General features: G+C 67.5%; 17 protein-coding genes. 12 read left to right on the top strand and 5 right to left on the bottom strand.

Going from position 1 to position 21,607, the window contains the following annotated elements; translation table 11 throughout:
• The first annotated feature begins 106 nt into the window (after positions 1 to 106).
• Together ACSQ3M_RS03175 and ACSQ3M_RS03170 are read left to right on the top strand one after the other, a co-directional pair.
• Complete coding sequence (locus ACSQ3M_RS03175) at positions 107 to 2,872, top strand: Rne/Rng family ribonuclease (RefSeq protein WP_436148612.1); 2,766 nt, start codon at positions 107 to 109, stop codon at positions 2,870 to 2,872.
• Between the two features lie 55 nt (positions 2,873 to 2,927).
• Complete coding sequence (locus ACSQ3M_RS03170; protein WP_436148611.1) at positions 2,928 to 3,302, top strand: hypothetical protein; 375 nt, start codon at positions 2,928 to 2,930, stop codon at positions 3,300 to 3,302.
• 22 nt (positions 3,303 to 3,324) lie between these two features.
• On the opposite strand, the gene ACSQ3M_RS03165 is transcribed toward ACSQ3M_RS03170, so the two are convergent.
• From ACSQ3M_RS03165 to ACSQ3M_RS03145, 5 genes are all read right to left on the bottom strand, one after another.
• A complete protein-coding gene (locus ACSQ3M_RS03165; protein ID WP_436148610.1) occupies positions 3,325 to 5,589 on the bottom strand; it encodes a mechanosensitive ion channel family protein in 2,265 nt (754 codons plus the stop codon).
• Between the two features lie 59 nt (positions 5,590 to 5,648).
• A complete protein-coding gene (locus ACSQ3M_RS03160; protein ID WP_436148609.1) occupies positions 5,649 to 6,839 on the bottom strand; it encodes a pyridoxal phosphate-dependent aminotransferase in 1,191 nt (396 codons plus the stop codon).
• Between the two features lie 63 nt (positions 6,840 to 6,902).
• Positions 6,903 to 7,469 carry an ImmA/IrrE family metallo-endopeptidase gene (locus ACSQ3M_RS03155; RefSeq protein ID WP_436148608.1) on the bottom strand — a complete coding sequence of 189 codons (567 nt, stop codon included), beginning with the start codon at positions 7,467 to 7,469 and terminating at the stop codon, positions 6,903 to 6,905.
• Between the two features lie 61 nt (positions 7,470 to 7,530).
• Positions 7,531 to 8,499 (bottom strand): Gfo/Idh/MocA family protein, encoded by a 969-nt coding sequence (locus ACSQ3M_RS03150; protein ID WP_436148607.1) that lies wholly within the window; start codon positions 8,497 to 8,499, stop codon positions 7,531 to 7,533.
• Positions 8,500 to 8,557: 58 nt separating this feature from the next.
• Entirely contained in the window at positions 8,558 to 9,784 is a 1,227-nt protein-coding gene (locus ACSQ3M_RS03145) for a diguanylate cyclase domain-containing protein (protein ID WP_436148606.1), read from the bottom strand.
• A gap of 171 nt (positions 9,785 to 9,955) precedes the next feature.
• On the opposite strand from ACSQ3M_RS03145, the gene ACSQ3M_RS03140 reads away from it, so the two are divergent.
• The 10 genes from ACSQ3M_RS03140 to ACSQ3M_RS03095 all read left to right on the top strand — a co-directional run bounded on the left by ACSQ3M_RS03140 (position 9,956) and on the right by ACSQ3M_RS03095 (position 21,600).
• Positions 9,956 to 10,876, top strand: coding sequence for a MerR family transcriptional regulator (locus tag ACSQ3M_RS03140; protein ID WP_436148605.1), 921 nt, complete (start codon positions 9,956 to 9,958; stop codon positions 10,874 to 10,876).
• A gap of 87 nt (positions 10,877 to 10,963) precedes the next feature.
• Entirely contained in the window at positions 10,964 to 11,641 is a 678-nt protein-coding gene (gene tenA, locus ACSQ3M_RS03135; protein WP_436148604.1) for a thiaminase II, read from the top strand.
• A 239-nt stretch (positions 11,642 to 11,880) separates the two neighbouring features.
• Positions 11,881 to 13,095: an MFS transporter gene (locus tag ACSQ3M_RS03130; RefSeq protein WP_436148603.1), complete on the top strand. Its 1,215-nt coding sequence runs from the start codon at positions 11,881 to 11,883 to the stop codon at positions 13,093 to 13,095.
• A gap of 246 nt (positions 13,096 to 13,341) precedes the next feature.
• Positions 13,342 to 14,592, top strand: coding sequence for an ABC transporter substrate-binding protein (locus tag ACSQ3M_RS03125; protein ID WP_436148602.1), 1,251 nt, complete (start codon positions 13,342 to 13,344; stop codon positions 14,590 to 14,592).
• A 166-nt stretch (positions 14,593 to 14,758) separates the two neighbouring features.
• Complete coding sequence (locus tag ACSQ3M_RS03120; RefSeq protein WP_436148601.1) at positions 14,759 to 15,613, top strand: AraC family transcriptional regulator; 855 nt, start codon at positions 14,759 to 14,761, stop codon at positions 15,611 to 15,613.
• Positions 15,606 to 16,619: a branched-chain amino acid ABC transporter permease gene (locus tag ACSQ3M_RS03115; protein WP_436148600.1), complete on the top strand. Its 1,014-nt coding sequence runs from the start codon at positions 15,606 to 15,608 to the stop codon at positions 16,617 to 16,619. The genes ACSQ3M_RS03120 and ACSQ3M_RS03115 overlap by 8 nt, the downstream gene beginning before the upstream one ends.
• A 2-nt stretch (positions 16,620 to 16,621) precedes the next feature.
• The gene (locus ACSQ3M_RS03110; RefSeq protein WP_436148599.1) at positions 16,622 to 17,710 is read left to right on the top strand and encodes a branched-chain amino acid ABC transporter permease; all 1,089 of its coding nucleotides are present in this window, start codon (positions 16,622 to 16,624) and stop codon (positions 17,708 to 17,710) included.
• Positions 17,707 to 18,495, top strand: coding sequence for an ABC transporter ATP-binding protein (locus tag ACSQ3M_RS03105; protein ID WP_436148598.1), 789 nt, complete (start codon positions 17,707 to 17,709; stop codon positions 18,493 to 18,495). The genes ACSQ3M_RS03110 and ACSQ3M_RS03105 overlap by 4 nt, the downstream gene beginning before the upstream one ends.
• Complete coding sequence (locus ACSQ3M_RS03100; RefSeq protein ID WP_436148597.1) at positions 18,488 to 20,728, top strand: ABC transporter permease; 2,241 nt, start codon at positions 18,488 to 18,490, stop codon at positions 20,726 to 20,728. Before ACSQ3M_RS03105 ends, ACSQ3M_RS03100 begins: the two co-directional genes overlap by 8 nt.
• Positions 20,725 to 21,600: a phosphoenolpyruvate hydrolase family protein gene (locus ACSQ3M_RS03095; RefSeq protein WP_436148596.1), complete on the top strand. Its 876-nt coding sequence runs from the start codon at positions 20,725 to 20,727 to the stop codon at positions 21,598 to 21,600. Before ACSQ3M_RS03100 ends, ACSQ3M_RS03095 begins: the two co-directional genes overlap by 4 nt.
• Positions 21,601 to 21,607 lie beyond the last annotated feature (7 nt).

Below are 21,607 nucleotides of genomic sequence, written 5' to 3'. Positions count from 1 at the left end.
CATGCCGGCCACAGCCGGCTTACGCGCGGTGCCCCTGCCCGCGGCCGCGGATTCGCATCCGCAGCCCGGCGGATTGCCAAGGCCGCCGCGCCAATGGATTTGTCCCATGGCCAACAAGATGCTTATCGATGCCACCCACCCGGAAGAGACCCGGGTCGTGGTGTCCCGCGGCTCTCGTATCGAAGAGTTTGATTTCGAATCCGCCAGCCGCAAGCCGCTCCGCGGCAATATCTATCTGGCGAAGGTGACGCGCGTGGAGCCCTCGCTCCAGGCCGCCTTCGTCGAATATGGCGGCAACCGCCACGGTTTCCTCGCCTTCTCCGAAATCCATCCGGACTATTATCAGATCCCGATCGCCGACCGGCAGGCGCTGCTCGCCGAGGATGCCCGCGCCGAGCGCGAGGAAGAGCACGATGAGGAAAAGCGCGAGCGCCGCGGCCGCCGTGGCCGCCGCGATCGTGACGGCCGCGACAACCGCGCCAAGCGCACCGCCGAGAGCGGCGAGACCGTCAGCGCCGAGGCCGAGGCACCCAACGGAACTGTCGAGACCGACGGCAAGGAAGCCGCCATGGTCAATGAAGGCGCGCCCGCCTTCGGCCAGTCCTTCGCCCCGGCCGTTGCCGAATCCGACAGCGAGAATGTCGTCGAGAACGCTGCGCCGCTGACCTTCGAGACCACCGAGGTCGCCGCATCGGAAGATGGTGGCGAGGAGACAAAGGCACGCCGGCCGTCGCATGACGACGAGAGCGGCGACGACGAAAACGGCAGCGAAGAGGCCCAGGAAGAGCCAGAGCAGCTCGGTGGCGGCGACGCCCTCGACGACATCGCCGAACGGCCACATCGCCATTCGCGCCGCCAGTACAAGATCCAGGAGGTGATCAAGCGCCGCCAGATCATCCTGGTCCAGGTTGTCAAGGAAGAGCGCGGCAACAAGGGCGCGGCTCTCACCACCTATCTCTCGCTCGCCGGCCGCTATTCTGTGCTGATGCCGAACACCGGCAAGGGCGGCGGCATCTCGCGCAAGATCACCAATGCCGAGGACCGTAAGCGCCTGAAGGAGATCGCCCAGGAGCTCGAGGTGCCGGAGGGGATGGGCATCATCCTGCGCACCGCCGGCGCCTCCCGCACCAAGCCCGAGATCAGGCGCGACTACGAATATCTGATGCGGATGTGGGAGAGCGTGCGCGAGCTCACGCTCGGCTCGGTCGCCCCGGCGCTGGTCTATGAGGAGGGTAACCTCGTCAAGCGCTCGATCCGCGACCTCTACAACAAGGATATCGACGAGGTTCACGTCGCCGGCGAGAACGCCTATCGCGAGGCGAAGGACTTCATGCGCATGCTCATGCCGAGCCATGCCAAGAGCGTGAAGCCCTATCGCGAGCAGACCCCGCTCTTTGCCGCCTTTGGCGTCGAGAGCCAGCTAGACGCGATGTTCTCGAACACGGTGACGCTGAAGTCGGGCGGCTACATCGTCATCAACCAGACTGAGGCGCTGGTCGCGATCGACATCAACTCCGGGCGTTCGACCCGCGAGCACAACATTGAGGACACCGCCCTCAAGACCAATATCGAAGCGGCGGAGGAGATCTCCCGCCAGCTGCGCCTGCGCGACCTTGCCGGCCTCATCGTGATCGATTTCATCGACATGGAGGAGAACCGCAACAATCGCGCCGTCGAGAAGAAGCTCAAGGACTGCCTGAAGAACGACCGCGCCCGCATCCAGGTCGGCCGCATCTCGGCTTTCGGCCTGCTGGAGATGTCGCGCCAGCGCATCCGCACCGGCGTGCTCGAGAGTTCCTCGGTGCCCTGCGCGCACTGCGCCGGCGCCGGCCTCGTCCGCTCGACGCCGTCGATCGCGCTGCAGATCCTGCGCGCGCTCGAGGAGGCGCTGATCAAGAGCGCCTCGCATAACCTCGAGGTCCGGACCCGGCCGGAGGTCGCACTCTATGTGCTCAACCAGAAGCGCGCCCATCTGCGCGACCTGGAGGAGCGCTTCAACATCGCCATCATCATCTCGGCCGACGCCGCTCTGCTCGGCACCCGTTACTTCGAGGTCGAGCGCGGCGAGTTCGTCGGCAACGAGAACCGCGTCGTGCCGGTGTCGAGCATGCGCGCCGAGGCGATCATCGACGAGCCGGAGGATGACGATGTCGTCGAGGCCGAAGTCGAGGTTGAGGTCGAGGTTGAGAGCGAGGCCGAAGGCGAGACCGGGGCTGAGCCGCGCGCCGCTGCCGAGGGCGAAAGCCAGGAGAGCCGCGACGGTCGGCGTCGGCGTCGGCGTCGGCGTCGTCGGCGCGGTGGCGAGCGTGACGGGCAGGACCAGCAGGGCACTGCCGAGGGCGACGACCAGGCCGAGGGCGATGATGACGACTCGGACGAGAACGCTGCTCCGGCTCCCGTCGCGGTTGCCGCCGAGGACGCAACCCCGGCCGTAACCGAAGCGCCTGCTCCGGAGGCCGAGGCCAAGCCGAAGCGCGCGCGCCGCGGCCGTGCCAAGAAGGCCGACGCGGAGGCTGAAACCGTCGAAGCCCCCAAGGAAACCGCAAAGGAAGCGGCAAAAGAAGCCGCCAAGGCAGTGGAGAGCACGGGCGAGAGCGTCGCCGAGCCGGCCGAGAAGCCGAAGCGCAGCCGCTCGCGCAAGAAGGTCGTGCCGATCACCGAGGATGGCGTCGCTGCCGCTCCGGTCGAGCCGGTGACCGCTCCCAAGCCGACCAAAGCCGCAGCCCCTCAGCCGGAGCCTGCTGCCGAAGAGCCGCCTACCCCGCCTGCACCACGCATAGTCGAGGAGCCGGTCGCAGTCGTGCTGACACAACCGGATCCGGACCGGCCCAAGCGCGGCGGCTGGTGGAACAAGCTGGCCGGACGCAAGTAAAAATCGGGGCCGTCGCGAGCAATCGCGGCGGCCTTTTTCATTGCGGGAGGAAGGAATGCGCCCGCCGCGAAGCCGTGAGCGCCTGGTGGTGAGGGCGATCGCCTGTGCCGGATTGCTCGGCCTTGCCTGGCTTGCCCAGCAGACGATCGGCTGGCTCGGCGTCGGCCTGCTCGGCCTGTTCACCCTCTTCGTCGCGGTGCGTTACGAGCTGGAGGGCAACCTGCCTGTCGGCCCGCAGATGACGCCCGACCTCTATGCCAGCCAGTTCCACAAGCACGGTCGCGAGCACGCCGCCGAACGCGCCGGCCAGCGCCATGAATGGGTGAACCAGCTCTCCGCCGCTCGCCTCGCCGCCGGCATCGGTGCCCTGTTGGCGCTGATCGGCTTCGGCTTCTTCTTCATGCTGGATTTCGGCTACCAGCCCGGGTGAAGGCACCCGGCCCGGTCGAGGTTCATTCAGCCGCCGGCGCGAGCGGGGTCGGCGGCGGCACGGCCGCGATCGCCGCGGCAGCGCTCCTGCCGCCCCCTTCCTTCACCGTGACCGCATTCGAGGCGAACGGAACCCCCGCCTCGTTCAGCCCGCGATAGACCCGCTTCAGCGCCTCGCGCTGCAGCATCGAGGCCTGGTTCGGCTTGCCGGTGAACTTCAACCTGATCACGATCGCCGAATCGGTGATGTCGGCAACGCCCTGCATCTTGAGCTGGGCGATGAAATGCGGCCCGTATTCCGGGTCTTCGAGCAAGGCGAGCCCGACCTTCTTGATGGTCTTGCGGGCCTTTTCGATATCAGCGGAGTGGTCGAGCCTCACGTTGAACTTCACCGTCGCCCAATCGCGGCTGGCATTGGTCAGCGACTGCACCTGGCCGAACGGGACGGTATGGATCTGTCCGCTCTGGTGGCGCAATTGCATCGAGCGCAGCGAGATCTTCTCGACCGTGCCCTTGAGGCGGCCGTTGTCGACGTATTCGCCGACGCGGAAGGCGTCCTCCAGCATGAAGAAGAAGCCGGAGACGATGTCGCGCACCAGTGCCTGCGAGCCGAAGGAGATGGCAAGGCCGAGAATGCCGAAGCCCGCCAGCAGCGGCCCGATATCGACGCCGAGCCGCGACAGCAGCACCAGTCCGGTCAGGGCGAACACGGCTGTGAGCACGACGCCGCGCAGCACCGGTAGCACGGTCGCCAGCCGCGACGGCACATGGTCGTGCGCGACCGCATCCTCGTCGCCCGGCATGCTTGCCGTCGACTTGGGCGTATAGGCGTCGAAGAAGCTGCGCAGGAAGACGATCGCGACCCAGCCGCCGAAGGCGAGCGCGGCGACGCCACCGGCCTGGCGCATGAGCACGGCGAACTGGTCGGAGCTGACGCCGAACAGGAAACCGGCCCAGAGCCGCGCGAGCAAATAGAAGCCACCGGCCCAGATCGCACCGCCCGCCGCAGCGCGCAGGGCATGGCCGATCGCGAGCGAGAGTGGCGCGGTCTCGCCGAGTGCGGCTGCATGTGCCTGCCGGCAGGCCATCAGGCTGGTGATGCCGACGGCCAGGATCGGCGCCAGCACGATGATGAACTGCGTCAGTGCGGCAGCCTCCGCCCAGCGCGCCCCACCCTCCATCATCGAGGATGCATTGCCGACCATCCAGATCAGCACGGCGAGTGCGGCATAGAGCCAGCCCGTCGTCAGGGCGATCACGCGGCGCGTCGGCCCGGGCTCATGCGCTGAACCGAGGATGAGCGCCGCAAGATCGTGCCGCGCATCGATGAACCACCAGACCTTGAACAAGGTCGCGACAATGCCGACCAGAGCGAATAGCCCGACGACGGCTCCGGGGCCGGTGGCATGCTGGATCGACACCGTCGCCGTCAGCAGGACGGGCGTGAGAATGCCGAAGAAGATCAGGAATTTGAAAGCCCGCTCGGCCCGCGGCAGCGGCATGACCCGACGTTCCGAGGCGCCGGGAGCGAGCAGGAAGCGTCCGATGATCAGATATCCGGCGCCGATGGTGAGGCCGTTGGCGATCGTGCGCAGCACCATCTGGGCGAGGTCGGGCTCCGGCAGCCAGAATCTGCGCGCCGCATGCAGCACTGCGAGCCAGAGCCCGAGCGTCGCCAGGTCCTGCAGCAAGCCCCAGGAGGACGCGATCAGGCGCGGCGTGAACTCCGGCCCTTGCGGCCGCAGCCGGCGAGCGAACCAGCCTGCGGTCGCGAGCCGGAACAGCCCGGCCACAGTGAGCGCGAGCAAAAGACCAATTGCGAGCCGCCAGCCGGCCGAGACGCCGCTTGCGCCGTTGCGGTTCTGCGCCCAGGCGCTACGCCAGGCATCCGGTATCTGGGCAAGGCGCGGTACGGCCCCAAGGCCCTGCGACACCCCATCGACGAAATGATCCCAGAAGGCCTCGGCCGGGGTTTCATGCTCTGCCGGAGTGCTGCTCGACGATGGCGGCAGCGCTGCACCAGCTGCGGCAGACGCCGGTGCCGCAGGAGCCGCAGCTGCCTCGCCCTTGCCGGCGAACCTGATCTCGACCTTGCGTCCACCGGCTGACAGGGCATCGACGAGCTTGCGCACCGTCTCGGGCGTCTCATCGCCGCGCAGGGTCAGCACGGTCGACGAGTCCGTCTTGGCGTGCTGCGCCGCGACCGGTTGCGGGCCCGTGACAAAGCTAGCCAGCGCGACCGCGCTATAAAACGCCAGGGCTTTCAGCCAGTTCCGCATTGCGACCATGTCCTGCCCCCAAGCCGGATCAGATTGAGTCCGTCGCGTCGCCTTGGCAAGCACCCGCTTCAGCGCGTCTTCAGCCAGCGCCCCATGCGGGCGACCGCCTCCTCGCATTCGGCCAGCGAGCCGGCAAAGGAAAGCCTGACGGTCCGCGCGCCGCGACCCTCGTCGAAATCGAGACCCGGCGTGATGGCAACGCCGGCGTTTTCGAGAGCATCCCGGCAGAAGCTCATAGAATCGTTCGAATATCGTCCGATGTCGAGATAGATGTAGAAGGCGCCGTCGACGGGCAGGAAATCTCCGAGCCCGATTTCCGGCAGCGCCTTGAGCAGATAGGCGCGATTCTCGGCGTAGCCGGCCTTGATCGCCTCGCATTCCGCGGTCGCGTCGAAGGCGGCTTCGCCGGCGACCTGGCTCAGCATCGGCACCGAGATCGAGAAGTTCTGCTGCAACCGCTCGATCGTACGCACCAATCGCTCCGGCACCACCAGCCAGCCCACCCGCCAGCCGGTCATGCAATAGTACTTCGAGAAGGAGTTGACGATGATCGCGTCCGGATCGGCGGCGAGCGCTGTCGTCGCCGGCCGCTCATAGGTCAGGCCGTGATAGATCTCGTCGGAGATGTACCAGAGCCCGAGCCGCCGGCATTCAGCCGCCACGGCGGCGATCGCTTCGGGCGCCATCACCACGCCTGTCGGATTGGCCGGGCTCATCGTCAGCACGCCGGCGAGCGGCTTTTCTGCATGCGCCCGGGCGATCAGCTCGGGCGTCAGCGCATAGCGCGTCTCCGGGCCGACCGGGATCGCCACCGGCTCGAGTCCGAGCGCGATCAGGATATTGCGATAGGCCGGATAGCCCGGCGCCGTGATGGCGATGCGCGCACCCGGCTCGAAACAGGCGAGGAAGCTCAGGATGAAGCCGCCGGAGGAGCCGGTCGTGACGACGACGCGCTCGGCCGGCACCTCGACGCCGTAGCGCTCGCGATAATGCCGGGCGATCCGGGCTCGCAGCGAGCCGATGCCGAGCGCCTGGGTATAGCCGATCCGGCCATCCTCCAGCGCCCGCGACGCAGCCGCCCGGATGCTCGCCGGCGTCGCCGCCGAAGGCTGGCCGACTTCCATATGCACGACCGAGCCGCCACGCCGCTCGATCGCCTCGGCCGCGTTCATCACGTCCATCACGATGAAGGGCGAAACGGCCTGCGCCCGCTGGGCGGGCCTCGGCGCCGGCGGCAGGCCGGAAACGGCGATGGTCATGGCAGCCTCGTAGTGATCGCGTTGCCCGAGCCATGCCCTGTGAGCGCGTCGACGGCAAGCCGCTCAGAGGTCGAGGCCGGCCTGCCGCAGAGACAGGGCTCGCGCGCTCGCGCCCGATCTCAGCTCGCTATGACGCACGATCGCGGCGCTCATGCTGACCCGGTAGCGTTCGCTCAGCGCGGTCGCGTCGAACTGGCGCACCGCCGGCGTGTCCGGGATCAGGAAGGCGGCCGCATAGCGCCGCGCCTGATACTCCATCGACCGCAGCTTCACCGAAACCCGCTCAGCCCTGCTGCCGGCGGGTGCGCGGTTGAGACTGCCCTCATGACCAAGCAGCGCGTGGCCGACCTCGTGGGCTACCGTCATCAGCGCCCTGCCCTCGCCGCGATCGGCGGCCTGGAACACGCTTTCCGGGATCAGCAGCCGCTTCCCCAGCGAATCCCACTGCGCTTCGGCCTCGCCAAGCGAGCCATCGGGCACACGCTCATAGGCGAACTCCGGATAGCGCGCCTTGAGCCTGGCCAGCAGCGTCATGGCGTCGACGGCCTGATCGTCGGCAAAGCCGAGCTCGCGCCGATGCGCCAGGGCGCGCGCGTCGATCTGGGCGTCGGTTAGGAAGGCATGGCGCATCGGCAGGCCTCCTGAGCCCACCGATCATAGCCCTCCTGCCATGTCGCCTCAATGAAGGTATCTAACTGGCCAGGATCGCCTCGACGATCTCCTGCACGTTGAGCGCCTCCTCCAGCGTAGCGAGCTGGTGAGCCTCTCCGCGCGTCAGCTTCGCGACGCCTTCAAGCTGCCGCTTCAGCGCGACCGGGCGCGCCTCGAGCTGGGTCAGGGCATCTGGTGCGCGCTGCCAAGAGCCGTCCGGCTGGCGGCGTTCGGCCAACGACCAGTCGCAGAGCCGAATCGCTCCCGCCTCGCCTTCGAGCAGCCAGATGTTGTGGTCGTCCTTCTGCGTCGCGCCGACGCTGCCGATGAGCGTCACCGGGGTGTCGCCGGCCAGCAGCCGTGCCTCGATCCGGCGCTCCGACTTGCCCGCTTCAGGGAAGGAGGCGCTCGCCTGCAGGCTGTGCAGCCGCCCGCCGAGCCGGCGGCTCAGGAAGAGGAAATGCGAGACGACTTCGCGGGTGAAGCCGCCCTGCTCGCGCCGGTCGAGCCAGCCGGCCGCATCGGCCTGCCAGGAGCGCGGCCAGGTCGCGAAGGCGACCTCGATCGAAATTCGCCTGCCGCCGCCGACAGCCCCGGCCTTGAGCCAATCCTGCAATTGCGCAACCGCGGGCGACGAGGCGAAGGGGAAGTTGACTGCGCCGCGCGCTCCCGCCTCGGCGACGAAAGCGCGGGAATCGGCAACGTCGATCGCGAGTGGCTTCTCGCAGAACACGCTTTTCCCAGCCGCGAGCGCGGCGCGCGCATGGCCAAGATGCGAGGCCGGCGGCGAGGCGACATAGACGCAATCGCTCGCCACGATCACCGCAGCGGCATCGGCAACCCGCGCGACCTGCGGCAACTCCTGCGCGATCCGGGCCATCGCCTGCTCGGACGGATCCCAGATCCCGGTGGCGCGCACGAGCTCGGGCGCCTGCGCCAGGATCGCACGCAGCATGCGTTCGCCCATGATGCCGGCGCCGATCAGGCCGATGGAAACGGGTTCGGACATGGGAATTCTCTCATCGCGAAGGGAGGCGCGCCACATAGCAGCTCGGCGGCGGACGCGGCTAGCCTGCCAGGCGCTCGCCGCTCTCGCCCAACTCGACCCGGTTCCGGCCCGAGGCCTTGCCGGCGTAGAGTGCGGCATCAGCACGCCGATAGAGATCGACGGCCGTTTCCTGCCCGTCGAAACCGACGGCCCCCATGCTGACGGTGATGTACTGCGCCGTCGGCGAGGCCGCATGCTCGATCCTGAGCTCGGCGATCGCCTGCGCCGCCTGCTCCAGTCGCTCCTGCGCCTTCTCCGGCGTGGTGTCGTAAAGGAACAGGCCGAATTCCTCGCCGCCCAGCCGCCCGACCATATCCATCGGCCGGCGCAGCGTGCCATCGACGGCGCGGGCGATCAGCGCCAGCGCGATGTCGCCGGCCTGATGACCATAACGGTCGTTGTAGCGTTTGAAATGGTCGATATCGAGTACCGCAAAGACAACCGGCATGCGGTCGCGCCGCGCCTGCAGCAACGCCATGGCGACATGCTCCTCGAAACCACGCCGGTTGGCGATCCCGGTCAGGGCATCCGACATCGCCCGGCTGTGCAGCATACGCCGCAACAGGAACTGGTCACGTTCGGCCCGCTCGCGCAGCCAGGCGCCGACAGCGCTGACGAAGACGGCGAAGAACAGCAAGATCGACAGCCGGCCATGTTCAGCCAGTTGCGCCGGTTCGAGCATGACGAAGCCGAGTACGGTGGTGAACAGGGCGATCAGCAGGGCGACGCCGAGGCTCTGCAGGAAGGTCAGCCCGACCGGCAGGAACACCGCGGCGATAATCACGAGCTGGGCGATGTCCGCCTGCGGCAGACCGCGCAGCTTGTACATGTTGGCGATGAAGGCGCAGGTCACGCCGATCAGCGCCAGCGCCAGCATGGTGAGATGATGATAGGAACGTGCCTGCCGGTTGCGGCGCACGATCCAGACCAGCCGCAGGATCACGGCGAGCGTCCCCAGCCGGAGCGCGATGGCGAGCTCGACCGAGCCGTCACCGCTTGCGATCGCGGCGAGATTGTCGAGCCGTGTCAGATCGAGCCCGATGAAGGTCAGCCAGATACCGAGCGCCGTGATGAGGCAGACCAGCGTGCTGCTGCGCTGATCGGTGCGCATGTGCTGCCGGTACTCGCGTTCCAGCGCGGGCTCGTAGCCGAGACCATCGAAGCCGCGCACCAGCGTGGCGCTGCGAGGCGCTTCGCTCGCCGGTTCGGCGTGCCTGGAGATCGGATCGTGGCGTGGGGCGTGCACGCGCAGGAAGATGGCCGCGACACACTAATTTCGCTTTGACGCATCGCCGGCGACACACAGCTTTCGCCGCACAGGGTTTCGCATCTCTGTTCGGAATCCAGTGCATTTGAGTGAGGCCTCCGTCGCAGTGGCGCTTGACCCTCCATCAGGTGGAGACGCTAGGACGGCCTCATGACCATGACCGACCAGCGCTACACCATCGGCGAGCTCGCCCGCCTCTGCGGCGTGCCCGTGCGGCGCATCCGCTTCTATTCCGACAAGGGGCTGCTGCCGCCGAAGACCCGCACCATGGCGAACTACCGTGTCTACTCCGACGCCGACGCGGCGCGGCTCGACCTGATCCAGGCGCTGCGTGCCATGGGCACGAGTCTCGCCGCGATCCAGGGCATCCTCGCCCGCAAGGGCTCGCTCGCCGAATTGCTGGCCCTGCGCCTTTCGGCGCTCGAGGCCGAGATCGCCGGCAAGCGCCGCATCGCCGCGACACTGCGCGCCGCCTTGCGCAATCCCGAACCCACCGCCGACGACATCAGGAGATTGTGGACCATGACCAATCTGTCCAATGCCGATATGCGGGCCCTGACCGAGCGCTTCTACGACGAGGTCACCGGCGACAGGATGAATCCAGACTGGCGGCAGAAGGCGATCGAGGCCGGAGCGCCAGAGCTGCCCGATGACCCGACGCCGGAGCAGATCGACGCCTTCGCCGAGCTCAGGGCGATGCTGAGCGACGAAACCGTCATCGCCAGCGCCAAGGCCGATGCCGCGGCGATGTGGACGCCCGAATTCGACCCTGCCGCCTATCACGCCGCCGCCGAGCGCATCTTCGCCGAGATCCGCAAGGCGATGGCGGCCGGCGAAGCTCCTGACTCGCAGGTGGGCCGTGCCATCGCTCAGGGCTGGCTGGATGCCTCGGCCACAGCGATGAAGCGCGAGCCGGACGAGAGCTTCCGCGCCTGGCATCTCGATCAGCACCGCCGGCACCACGACCGCTCGCTGCGCTATCAGCAGTTGCTGGCGACCCTGCGCGGCGAGGATGCGCCCGGCCAGGAATGGCGGTGGATCAACGAGGCGATGAAGGCGCTCGTGCTGTAACTGGAGGGCGCCGCACCAGGCACGGCTTCCTCCGGGTCCCGCCTGCGCTAAGACTGCGGCCGGCGCTTTGAGTCGCGAGAGGAAGCCGTGGACATCTTCGACAGATTGAGAACCGCTGCGGCGGCGGACTGGGCATCTTATGTCGAGCATGATTTCGTCCGGCAGATGGGCGACGGCTCGCTGCCCGAGGCGGCCTTCCGGACCTATCTCGTCCAAGACTATCTCTTCCTGATCCAGTTCGCTCGCGCCTATGCGCTGGCGACCTATAAGAGCCGCAACCTCGCCGACATGCGCGCCGCCAAAGCTGGCCTCTCCGCCATCCTCGATCTCGAGATGGATCTGCATGTCCGGCTCTGCGAGCGCTGGGGCCTCTCCCCGGAACAGCTGGAAGCTGCCCCCGAGCACCGGGCGACAGTCGCCTATACCCGCTTCGTGCTCGATTGCGGGCAGGCTGGCGATCTGCTCGATCTTCACGTCGCGCTCGCGCCCTGCGTCGTCGGCTATGCCGAGATCGGCACTCGCCTCGCCACCGGGCTCGGCCCTGCGCTCGCGACCCATCCCTATCGCGACTGGATCGGCGAATATGCCGGAGAAGCCTACCAGCAGGTCGCCCGCGACGCCCGCCGGCATCTCGACGCCCTCGCCGCTCGCGCCATGACCGAAGCGCGCTTCAGCGAGCTCGCAGCCCTGTTTGGCCAGGCCTCAAGACTGGAAGCCGATTTCTGGCAGATGGGGCTGGAGACGACGGCGCCAGCTGTAGGCTAGCGGCAAAGATCCCTACGGCCGCCCCAACGTTCCAGCCCGCCCTCGCAGCCAAGCTCGAACGAGATCAAACGGCAATAAGACCAGCCGGCGCATGCGCCCGATGCAGGCCCGTCAGCCCATCTCCGGCCTCGACTGCTCCCCCGCATTGCCGGAAGACCAATCCAACGTCGCGACCCTCCAGCACCGCCTGTTCGGGTGCTGGGGCATAACCTAACGTCGGCGAGGCCGGGGGACCTGGTTTGAAGCTGCCATTGTGGGGGAGCGCCCTGAGCGCGACTCTCCTCGTGCAAGTCGTGAGCTCGTTCGCCGCTGCCGCGATCCCGCTGCTTGGGCCGATCCTGACGCTGCGCTGGGGCCTGGCGCCTGAAAACATCGGCTATGTCTCGGCCGTTGTCTCCGTCGGGATCTGCTGGTTTCTGGCCTGCGGCGGCCCGATGCTCGATCATTACGGCCCTATCCGCACTTTGCAATTGGGCCTGATCTTCGTCGCCGCGGGCCTGGCACTCTTGTCGCAGCCGGCCATCTCGCTCGGGCTCGCCGGGGCATTGCTCGTGGGCCTTGGACTGGCGCCCAACACACCTGCCGGCAGCCAGGTCCTGATGCGCGCTGCGCCAGCCGAGCATCGCACGCTGATCTTCTCGATCAAGCAGGCGGGCGTGCCGCTCGGAGGAGCCATTGCCGGGATCACCGTCGCCCCTCTTGTCCTGGCATTCGGCTTCGTCGGCGCCGTTTCGGCGCTCGTCGCCAGCGTGCTTGCCTGCGTCGTGCTGGTTCAGGTCTTTCAACCGCGGCTCGATGCGGAAAAGGGACCACGGAACCAGGGCTGGGCTCGCCTGTTCCTGTCGCCATCGTCGCTGACGAGAGCCGCGCGGATCATCAACGCCCATCCGGGCTTGCCGATGCTCACCGCGATCGGCGTGTCGTTCTCGATCACGCAAGCCTGCATCACCGCCTTCACCGCGACCTATATGGTCATCCAGCATGGCGCGAGCCTGGCCCAGGCCGGGCTCTACATGTCGGTGCTGCTTGCGACGAGTACGCTCGCACGCATCGCCTTCGGCTGGCTGGCGGACCGGTTGGGATCGGGCCTTCTGGTACTGTCCGTTCTGGCGCTCGCCGCAGGCGGCGCAATTCTGCTGCTGGTGTGGTCGGCAACGGCAAGCCCCTGGCTGGTCTATGGCTGCATGGCGCTGGTCGGGGCGACATCGATGGGCTGGAACGGGGTCCACATGGCCGAGCTCGCGAGGGTCTCGCCGCTTGCGATCATTGGTGATGTGACATCGAGCGCCAGCATGTTCGGGTTCATCGGATCGATCTGCGGGCCGTTGGCTTTTGCCATGCTCGCCAGCAAGACCGGGAGCTTCACCTGGCCCTTCATCCTCGTCGCCGGTCAGTTGATCGCGTTTGGGGCGTTCGCCCTTGCGATCAAATTCTCTCCTCGATCGCGGGGATGAGAGGCGCAGCGCGTTCTATAACGCGACCCAGTTCACTCCAGGGCCGTCGCCTTGATACCGATAGCTGACGTTCGATATCTCCCAGCCGAGCCCTTCCGGCGGCGAAAAGCAGACCCTCGGCAATGTCTACGACCTTGGCAGTAGACCGGCCTGTGCTAGCCTAGATTTAGAGCGGAACAAAAATCCGCCATCGGCTCCGCCGTTGGAAACCTTCGGCGCGGTCGGCCACGCAGGGAGGTGAATGCAATGCGGAAGGCACTTATGGCCGCCGTTGCGGTCGGCGCTTTGATTGCGGCCGGTGGAACCGGCCAGGCTCAGGAAAAACTCAAGATCGGCATGCTGGCGACGCTTTCGGGCGCGCTGACGTCGGGCGGCGAGGACGGCGTGCGCGGTGCTCAGGTTGCCCTGAAGCTACGCGGCGGCAAGATTGCCGGCCGGGAGGTCGAGTTCATCATCGCGGCGACCGACGCCAGCCCGGACTCGGCGCTCCGGGCCGCGCGCAAGCTCGTCGAGCAGGACAAGGTCCAGCTCATCCTCGGCCCGCTCTCGGGCTCCGAGGGCATCGCGATGCGCGACTACTCGAAGACGGTTCCCAACGTCACCGTCGTCGACGCGTCTTCGGGAGCGCTCGAGACCACCTACGTCAATCCATCGCCGAATTACTTCCGTTTCAACAGCAACGGCGCGATGTGGATGGCCGGCCTCGGCGAGTATGTCTTCAAGGACAAGGGCTACAAGAAGCTTGCGGTCATCGGCGAGGACTACTCCTTCCCCTATACGCAGGTCTTCGGCTTTGCGCTCGGCTACTGCAAGGCCGGCGGCCAGATCGTGCAGCGTCAGTGGGTGCCGCTCGGCACCAAGGATTTCGGCTCGGTGATCGCCAACATCCCCGATGACGTCGACGCGGTCTTCCTCGCGCTTGGCGGCGGCGACTCCGTGAACTTCCTCAACCAGTACGGCCAGACAGGCGGCAAGGCGAAGTTCGTCGGCGGCTCGATCATGGTCGACCAGACCGTGCTGTCGTCTCGCGGCAACGCCAAGCGCCTGCTCGTCGGCACCCCGTCCTCGGGCGGTGTGGCGGATGCCTGGGACGATCCGAAATGGAAGGCCTGGGTCAAGGCTTATCAGGACGCATTCCCGGCGGATAAGCGCTTCGCAAGCCCGTCGCTGTTCGCGACAAACTATCACAATGCCTTCAACGGGTTGGCCACCGGCCTTGAGAAAGTGAACGCCGATCTCTCCGACGGCGGCGCCAAGCTTCGGGCCGAACTCGCCAAGGTCGAGCTCGATGCGCCCAACGGCCCGATCAAGCTCGACGACAACCGGCAGGCGATCGCCACGACCTTCATCACCGAGGTCGTCGAGGCGGCCAATGGCGATCTCACCAACAAGTTCGTCAAGACGGTGCCGAACGTCTCGCAGACGCTCGGTCTCTCCGCCGAGGCGTTCAAGGCTGTCGGGCTTCCGTCCCGGACCAATCCGGAATGCAAGCCGTAGTCGCCAGCACTTGACTCCCGGGAAAGGACGCAACCGGAAACGCGCCCTTTCCCGCCTGCCGTCCCATTCCGGTCGACGATGTCGCGCGCGGCTCGCGTGCGCCATCGGGCCAAGGCTCACCTGATGAGGCGGCCTTGACCCACCGGACATTGCTACGCGAGGAGCCATGAGTCGCGCAGTCGCGGTCTGCCACGGTCCGTTCGGACGGGTATCGATCTACGATCTCGACCGCCCGCTCGTGGTGCATGCCCACAGGGAAGCTCATCTGATCTTCTTCCTCGACGGATCGCGCGGGCTCGTGACCGTCAACGATTGCACGGTTCGGGTCGATCCTTTCATGGGCGTCGCGATCAATCCCTGGGAGCCGCATAACTTCCAGCCAGAGCAGCCGGGTGCCTTCGGGCTGTTCCTCGTCGTTTATCTCAAGCCGGAATGGCTGGCGGCACAGGCCATGCCGTCGGCCGGTTCGCTGGTCTTCCCGTCCTCCGAGCTGGTCATGACCCGCGAGCTCGCCGCCTGGCGCGATCAGGCGGTCGAGATGCTGCTGTCGCAGCATCGCGAGCTCAACCTTGCCCCGGTGCTGATGGCGCTGGCGCAGGCCTCCAGCGAACCGATCGGGCCCGAGCTCGCCTCCTCGCTGCTGCACCTCTCCGCGGAAGGCGCGGTCGACCGGCGCGTGCTGCGCGCCTGCCGGCTGCTGGAGCAGCGCCCGTCCTGCGAAGGCGCGCTCGCCCGTGTCGCACGAGAAGCCGGGCTGTCGCGCGCCCATTTCTTCAAGCTCTTCCGCGAGCAGGTCGGCGTCACGCCGACGGTCTTCGCCAATACGGTCCGGCTCGACGCGGCGCTTGACCGGATCGTTCTCTCGAGCGACCCGGTGACCAGCATCAGCCACAGCCTCGGCTTCTCCGGCCAGAGCGTCTTCACCCGCTTCTTCACCGCTCATATGGGCATGGCGCCGCGCGACTATCGGCGAGCGCTGCGGACCGTTGGCCTGCCGCAATCGCAGGCGAGCCATGTCTGATTTCATCGGCCGCCGCCCGATCTGGTCGCTGATCATCCTGATCGCGATCGCCCTCCTCGCCTTCCTGGTCTTCGCGGTCTGGACGCCGTGGATGGAGCTGACCTTCGGCAGGAAGCGCGTCTTCCTGAGCGCGCTCTTCAACGGCATCACGCTCGGTGGGCTCTATTTCCTCGTCGCCAGCGGCTTCACGCTGATCTTCGGCCTGATGCGCAACGTCAACCTGGCGCATGGCTCGCTCTATCTGTTCGGCGGCTATGTCGGCTACAGCATCGGAAACCTCACCGGATCCTGGTTCGCCGCGCTGATCGGCGCCTTCGTCGTCGTCGCTTTGGCCGGCATGCTGATGCAGGTGCTGCTCTTCCGCTGGATGGAAGGACAGGACCTGCGCCAGACGCTGGTGACGATCGGGCTCTCGATCATCGTCGCCGACCTACTGCTCTGGGGTTATGGCGGCGACACCTTCCAGGTGACGACGCCGGACTGGCTCTCCGGCCCGGTGCAGCTGCCTTTCGTCGTCGCGCTGCGCAGCAATGGCGAGGCAGTGATGATGATGTACCCGCTGGTCCGTATAGCGATCCTGATCGGCGCGATCATCCTCGGCGTCGGAATGTGGCTGGTGCTCAACCGCACGCGCATCGGCATGCTGGTGCGCGCCGGCGTCGATGACCGCGACATGCTTTCGGCGACCGGCGTGCGCGTGCAGCTCGTCTTCATCATGGTCTTCGCTTTCGGTGCCGGGCTCGCCGGCCTCGCCGGCGTCGTCGGCGGCACCTTCCAGTCGCTCCAGCCCGGCGAAGACACCAAGATCCTGCTGTCATCGCTCGTCGTCGTCATCGTCGGCGGCATGGGCTCGATCCCCGGCGCGGCGATGGGAGCGCTCATCGTCGGCCTCGCCGAGCAGTTCGGCTCGGTCTACATGCCGACCTACGCGGTGATGCTGACCTTCGTCATCATGGTCGTGGTGCTGGCGATCCGGCCGCAGGGCCTGGCGGCGGTGAGGCGCTAAAGATGGCGCTCGCAGAACCCCGCCTCGCGATTGCCACTCCGCGCCCGCGCGAAGGGCTCAGCGAGGTAATTGCCCGGCAGGGCACGGCGTTCTGGATCGTCGCCGCGCTGCTGCTGGTGATGCCGCTGATCGCGAACCCGTTCTGGCTCGTCCAGATCCTGGCCTACGCGATGATCCTCGGCATGATCGCGCTCAGCCTGATGTTCCTCGCCGGCTATGGCGGCATCGTCAGCCTGATTCAGATGACCGTGGCGGCCTTCGCCGCCTATCTCGTCGCCATCTTCGGCGACAGCGCCATCACCCAGATCAGCCTGAAATGGCCGTGGTGGACGGCGGTCCCGGTCGCGATCCTGCTGGCCACCCTGTTCGGCACGCTGGGCGGCATGCTCTCGGTCCGGACCGAGGGCATCTACACGATCATGATCACGCTCGCGATCGGATCGGCCTTCTATTACCTGACGCTGCAGAATTACACGATCTTCAACGGTTTCAGCGGCTTCAACGGGGTTCTTCCTCCGATCTTCCTCGGGGTCGACTGGGGCAGCACCGTGCCGTTTTACTACCTGACGCTCGGCTGTGCCGCCCTCGCCTATGCGGTGGTCGTCTATGTCTCGCGCGCCCCATTCGGCCTTGCCTTGCAGGGCACGCGCGACAATCCCAGGCGCATGGCGGCGCTCGGCTTCGACGTCGTCGCCCATCGCATCGCCGCCTATGCCTTCGCTTCGGTGATCGCCGCTTTCGCTGGGGTACTGCTGGTCTGGTACCAGCGCCAGGTCTCGCCCGGAACCGGCGGTGTCGGACCGGTGGTCGACATCCTGATCATCGCCGTAGTCGGCGGCCTCAGCCGCCCGATCGGCCCGTTCATCGGTGCGCTGGTCTATGTGCTGCTGCGAACCTTCGCGCTCGACCTGCTCGAAGCGGTCGGGTTCGAGGGCAAGCGCTATCAGCTGCTGATCGGCCTCGGCTTCCTCGTCATCGTGCTGTTCTCGCCGGACGGGCTGATCGGCATCTGGCAGCGCCTGCGCGACCGCTATCGCAAGAGCCGCGAAACGCAGGCAGCACAGATGCGGGTCGGCGGAGGCGCGCCATGAGCGCCGTGCCGAGCCTGGACCGGCTGAGCACGGCCGGCTCGGCCAATGCGCTCGAACTGCGCGGTGTCTCGCGCCTGTTCGGGGCGCTCGCGGCCTTGTCCGACGTCACGCTGTCGGTCCGGCCCGGCGAGCGGCGGGCGGTGCTCGGCTCGAACGGCGCCGGCAAGACCACGCTGTTCAACTGCGTCACCGGCGATTTCACGCCGAGCTCCGGCGTCATCCGCTTCTTCGGCGAGGATGTGACGACTTTCCCGCCGCATGAGCGTATCCGCCGCGGCCTCAGGCGCACCTATCAGATCTCCTCGCTCTTCGCCGGGCTGACGGTGGTCGACAATGTCTACCTCGCCTGCCGCGGGGTCTCGCGGAACCGCTTCTCGCTGCGGCGGCCGCGCCGTGACGATACGCTCCAGCATGCGGCCGAGAGTCTGGTCGATGCCGTTCACCTGACGGCCGTCAAGGACCGGCTGGTCGGGGAGCTCGCCTATGGCCAGCAGCGCCAGCTCGAGATCGCGCTCGCCCTCTCGGGCGCGCCGCGCTTCATCCTGTTCGACGAGCCGGCGGCTGGACTGTCGCCGACCGAGCGTCAGGATCTCGTCCGGATCCTGACCTCGCTCCCGGCCCATATCGGCTACATCATCATCGAGCACGACATGGACGTGGCGCTGCGCGTCGTCGAGAGCGTGACGATGATGCACAACGGCCGCATCTTCAAGGAAGGCCGGCCGGACGAGATCGAGTCCGATCCCGAGGTGCAGGAACTCTATCTGGGGGGCGGTCATGGCTGAGCGCCTGAAAGCCCCGCCCGCCGCCGGCGTTCCGATCCTGCAGATCGCGGGCCTCAACGTCTTCTATGGCCGCTCGCACGCCGTCCAGGGCGTCGACCTCACGCTGCAGCACGGCGTCCTCTCCGTCGTCGGTCGCAACGGCATGGGCAAGACGACCATGTGCAAGGCGATCATGGGACTGGTGCCGATCAGCTCCGGCTCGATCCGCTTCTTCGGCGAGGAGATCGCCGGCCGTTCCCCCGCGGAGGTGGCGCGGCTCGGCATCGGCTACGTGCCGCAGGGCCGCCGGCTCTGGCGCTCGCTGACGGTCGACGAGCATTTGCGGCTGATGCAGCGCGGCAAGCGCGGGCCCTGGACACCCGAGCGCATCTACGAAGCCTTTCCGCGCCTGGCCGAGCGCCGCAACAATGGCGGCGGCCAGCTCTCCGGCGGCGAGCAGCAGATGCTGGCGATCAGCCGGGCGCTGCTGCTCAATCCGCGCCTCCTCGTCATGGATGAGCCGACCGAAGGGCTCGCCCCGGTCATCGTCGCCCATGTCGAGGAGATGCTGGTCCGGCTCGCGGAGCAGGGTGAGGTCGCGATCCTGGTGATCGAGCAGAACATCGGCGTCGCCACGCAGATGTCCGACCCCGTCGCGATCATGGTCAACGGCCGGATCAACCGCATCATCGCCTCCGCGACGCTCGCCGGCGATCGCGAATTGCAGCAGCGCCTGCTCGGCGTCGGCCGCCATGGCCATGACGAGACCGATGCGGTGTCGGACGCGGCGCGTCCCGGCGCGGCCGCGGAGGCCGCCTCCCCCGCTCCGACCGGGCCGATCCGCGTCTATGTCTCGAACCCGGTCATCCCGAACCGCTGGTCGCAAGCCGTGCCGGCCGCACGGATCGAGGCTCAGGCCCGCACCATCTCGCGCCCGACGCTGGCGACCCGCGATGGCCAACCGATCGGCGGGATCCGGCCGCTCGCGGCCGCGGCGAGCAGCGAACCTTACGTCGTCATCGCCGGTACGCTCGACACCAAGGGCGAGGAGCTGCGCTTCATCCGCGACCTGATCCGGGCCGAGGGCCTGCGCACCCGCCTCGTCGACCTGTCGACATCCGGCCGCAGCGCCGGCGGCGATGTCACGCCGCAGGAGGTCGCCCTCGCCCATCCGAAAGGCTCGGCCGGCATCGCCTCTGGCGATCGCGGCACCGCGGTCGCGGCGATGACGGAGGCGTTCAAGGCCTGGCTGCCGCGCCAGCAGGGCTTGCTCGGGATCATCTCGGCCGGAGGCTCGGGCGCGACCGCGATGGTGACGCCGGCGATGCAGGCGCTGCCGGTCGGCCTGCCCAAGCTGATGATCTCGACCATGGCCTCGGGCGATGTCCGCGCCTATGTCGGCGCCACCGACATCGCGATGCTGCACGCCGTCACCGATGTGCAGGGCATCAACCGCGTCTCCCGCCTCGTGCTCGGCAATGGCGCGCACGCCATCGCCGCCATGGCCAAGGCCCGCCTCGCCGAGCTCAAGCCCGAAGGGCCGCGCCGCCGGGATCCCGAGAAGCCCCTGGTCGGGCTCACCATGTTCGGCGTGACCACGCCTTGCGTGCAGCAGGTCGCCAAACTCCTCGCCGGGGAATGGGAGCCGCTCGTCTTCCACGCCACCGGCACCGGCGGCCGCTCGCTGGAGAAGCTGGTCGATTCCGAGCTCGTCGGCGCGGTGATCGACGTCTCGACCACCGAGATCTGCGACATGCTGATGGGCGGCATCCTGCCGGCGACTGAAGATCGCTTCGGCGCGATCATTCGCACCCGCATCCCCTATGTCGGCTCGGTCGGCGCGCTCGACATGGTGAACTTCGCCGCGCCTGACAGCGTGCCCGAGCGCTATCGCGGCCGCCTGCTCTACCCGCACAACCCGCAGATCACCCTGATGCGGACGACGGCGGAGGAGAACACGCGCATGGGCCGCTGGATCGGCGAGCGGCTGAACCAGATGGAAGGGCCGGTCCGCTTCCTGATCCCCGAGCTCGGCGTCTCGGCGCTGGATGCGCCCGGCCAAGCATTTCACGACCCGGCCGCCGACGCGGCCTTGTTCCAGGCGCTGGAGCAGACGGTGCGCACCGGCCCGAACCGGCAGCTCATCCGCCTGCCGCTCCACATCAACGACCCCGCCTTCGCCGCCGCATTGGTGCAACAGTTCCGCGCGCTGCACGCCGGCCGGCGGCGCGAGCGGGCCGGAGGCAGGTCATGACGCGCTTCGACAAGAAGGCCCTGCTGAAGCACTTTCGGGCGATGATCGCCAGGGGCGAGCCAATCGTCGGCGGCGGCGCCGGCACGGGTCTGTCCGCCAAATGCGAGGAGCTGGGCGGCATCGACCTGATCGTGATCTATAATTCCGGCCGCTACCGCATGGCCGGCCGCGGCTCGCTCTCCGGCTTGATGCCCTATGGCGACGCCAACGCCATCGTCATGGAGATGGCGGCCGAGGTGCTGCCGGTCGTGAAGGCGACGCCGGTGATCGCCGGCGTCTGCGGTACCGATCCGTTCCGGCGGATGGACACCTTCCTCGACGAGGTCCAGCGCATCGGCTTCTCCGGCGTGCAGAATTTCCCGACCGTCGGGCTGATCGACGGCACCTTCCGCGCCAATCTCGAAGAGACCGGCATGGGCTTTGGCCTCGAGGTCGAGATGATCGCCCTCGCCAGTGCCAAGGGCCTGCTGACGACGCCTTACGTCTTTTGCGAGGACGACGCCCGGGCGATGGCGAAGGCCGGCGCCGACATCATCGTCTGCCATCTTGGCCTCACCACCGGCGGCTCGATCGGCGCCGGGACGGCGTTGAAGCTCGAGGATAGCCCGGCGCTGGTCGAGCGCTGGGCCAAGGCTGCGCTCGCCGTGAAGAAGGATGCGATCATCCTCGTCCATGGCGGGCCGGTCGCCGAGCCGGCCGATGCCGACTTCATCATGAAGAACACGGTCAACTGCCACGGCTTCTACGGCGCGTCCTCGATGGAGCGCCTGCCGGTCGAGGTCGCGATCCGCGATCAGACCCGCGCCTTCAAGCAGATCGGCCGCGACCTCAAAGCCAGCAAGCCGGCGCGCAAGCCCGGCAAGACGAAATGACCCGGGC

This window comes from Allobosea sp. LjRoot90 (assembly GCF_964254315.1).
In the GTDB taxonomy this organism is placed as follows: Bacteria; Pseudomonadota; Alphaproteobacteria; order Rhizobiales; family Beijerinckiaceae; genus Allobosea.
Note: the sequence above shows the minus strand (reverse complement) of the source record. Positions and strands in the feature narration are given on the sequence as shown.

Excerpts from the sequence above, each read along its gene's own strand:
- ACSQ3M_RS03175 (WP_436148612.1), top strand. The coding sequence starts at position 107 with ATGGCCAACAAGATGCTTATCGATGCCACCCACCCGGAAGAGACCCGG.
- ACSQ3M_RS03170 (WP_436148611.1), top strand. The coding sequence starts at position 2,928 with ATGCGCCCGCCGCGAAGCCGTGAGCGCCTGGTGGTGAGGGCGATCGCC.
- ACSQ3M_RS03165 (WP_436148610.1), bottom strand. The coding sequence starts at position 5,589 with ATGGTCGCAATGCGGAACTGGCTGAAAGCCCTGGCGTTTTATAGCGCG.
- ACSQ3M_RS03160 (WP_436148609.1), bottom strand. The coding sequence starts at position 6,839 with ATGACCATCGCCGTTTCCGGCCTGCCGCCGGCGCCGAGGCCCGCCCAG.
- ACSQ3M_RS03155 (WP_436148608.1), bottom strand. The coding sequence starts at position 7,469 with ATGCGCCATGCCTTCCTAACCGACGCCCAGATCGACGCGCGCGCCCTG.
- ACSQ3M_RS03150 (WP_436148607.1), bottom strand. The coding sequence starts at position 8,499 with ATGTCCGAACCCGTTTCCATCGGCCTGATCGGCGCCGGCATCATGGGC.
- ACSQ3M_RS03140 (WP_436148605.1), top strand. The coding sequence starts at position 9,956 with ATGACCATGACCGACCAGCGCTACACCATCGGCGAGCTCGCCCGCCTC.
- ACSQ3M_RS03125 (WP_436148602.1), top strand. The coding sequence starts at position 13,342 with ATGCGGAAGGCACTTATGGCCGCCGTTGCGGTCGGCGCTTTGATTGCG.
- ACSQ3M_RS03120 (WP_436148601.1), top strand. The coding sequence starts at position 14,759 with ATGAGTCGCGCAGTCGCGGTCTGCCACGGTCCGTTCGGACGGGTATCG.
- ACSQ3M_RS03115 (WP_436148600.1), top strand. The coding sequence starts at position 15,606 with ATGTCTGATTTCATCGGCCGCCGCCCGATCTGGTCGCTGATCATCCTG.
- ACSQ3M_RS03110 (WP_436148599.1), top strand. The coding sequence starts at position 16,622 with ATGGCGCTCGCAGAACCCCGCCTCGCGATTGCCACTCCGCGCCCGCGC.
- ACSQ3M_RS03105 (WP_436148598.1), top strand. The coding sequence starts at position 17,707 with ATGAGCGCCGTGCCGAGCCTGGACCGGCTGAGCACGGCCGGCTCGGCC.
- ACSQ3M_RS03100 (WP_436148597.1), top strand. The coding sequence starts at position 18,488 with ATGGCTGAGCGCCTGAAAGCCCCGCCCGCCGCCGGCGTTCCGATCCTG.
- ACSQ3M_RS03095 (WP_436148596.1), top strand. The coding sequence starts at position 20,725 with ATGACGCGCTTCGACAAGAAGGCCCTGCTGAAGCACTTTCGGGCGATG.